At 28.2% G+C, this 1,515-nt stretch carries 1 protein-coding gene; it reads right to left on the bottom strand.

The window, feature by feature from the left end:
- Positions 1-231: 231 nt before the first annotated feature.
- Entirely contained in the window at positions 232-618 is a 387-nt protein-coding gene (locus AAIB49_RS19815; protein ID WP_339216647.1) for a hypothetical protein, read from the bottom strand.
- Positions 619-1,515: the final 897 nt, after the last annotated feature.

The raw sequence follows: 1,515 nt of genomic DNA on the forward strand, positions 1-1,515 counted from the left end.
GCCGCAGACCGAATTAATGTACAATTAAATCAGCAACAAGTAGCATGATTTCTGTTTTTAAAAATACATTTTAGAAATTCTGTAGGATTCTGTATTTTTAAAAAGAGCAATTATGAAATTGACTCAATTAGAATTATACTAGAATATTCTTTATTTGATATGGGTATTTAGTCTCGTTTATATTGGGAAAGTTATAGGTATTGATGAAAGTTCAAATTTTTTAGGGTTATATTATTTAGAAAATTCTATGAAAAATTTTCTAATATCTTCTGGAAGCTTATCAATTTTCAATACTTTCAGTCTGTTTGTGCCGGGTGTAGTCATCGCAATATATGTCTTGTCTTGATATACAAAAAATGAATACTGTTGTATTTCTGTTGGTGCATTTCCGGGCTCTGTTAAAAAGTCAAGATCATTTATATTTAGGTTAACTTCATATCCTTCTAACATTATCTGTTCAGCTTCATCTATATTATTTAGATTAGAGATACTTTGATATAATTCAATAGAGTCTTTCGGCGTATATAGATAAACATAATACAACCCCATTAATCCAATAACAAAAATTGCAACAGCTAAAATTATCCAACCTGTTTTTACATTATTTAACATTTTCAAAACATTACCCCCCTTCTAGAATTATTGTTTATTTTATCATTTAGAAAATAATAACGCACTTACTTTTAAAGGATTCAGATAAGAAGTGCGATTAAGAGTATTACAATATATCCCACGAATATATATATCCAAAAGATATTGCACAATTACAGAAGAAGAAATTGAATTTGAACTGAACGTACCACTAGACGTATTTAATGTTTCTAGGATTTTTTTGCCTTTTCCTTATTCATCATGATTATTATTCTCCTCTTTTTATATCCTAATATATCTACTCTATTTCGTGTTCTTCAATTATCCATTTAATAGCAATGACAAAAGTGATGATTGACAAGATAATTAATATTAACATTTTATAAGGAATCGACCAACTAACACCAAAAATGTAATTAATTCCTTCCACCGAAAAAATAATTAACCCAAAAGGAATGAATGTAAATATTGAACCTAAAATTAAACCAATTAAAAATTCTATGATTAACATTACAAAGTTAAAAAATAACTCTAATATGAATAGATATAGTGAAAACTTTCCTTTTTTATTTTTACATAGTTGAATCGGAGGAATTAAATAAGGATTCATAATTTCAATTTCCTTTCAAAATCTATATAACTTTATACAGTTATATAATAAACTATATATATATTATTGTAAAAATAATAGTTTCATAACCTAAAAGAATTGACACCGTTTTTAAAACCCTGTAAAATCAGGGTGTCACTTTGAACGGTATTTTGCGCATATTTTAAATACTATTTTGCACGAGATGAAAATCGAGTAGGAGGAGGCGATTAACCTCCGACCTCTCACACCACCGTACGTACGGTTCCGTATACGGCGGTTCCATCTAAGTCCAACGTAACGTTTGATATCTACTAAATAGACTCTTTAGCCCT

Origin of the sequence: Ornithinibacillus proteolyticus (genome assembly GCF_039581225.1) — a bacterium.
Lineage (GTDB): Bacteria > Bacillota > Bacilli > Bacillales > Amphibacillaceae > Ornithinibacillus > Ornithinibacillus massiliensis.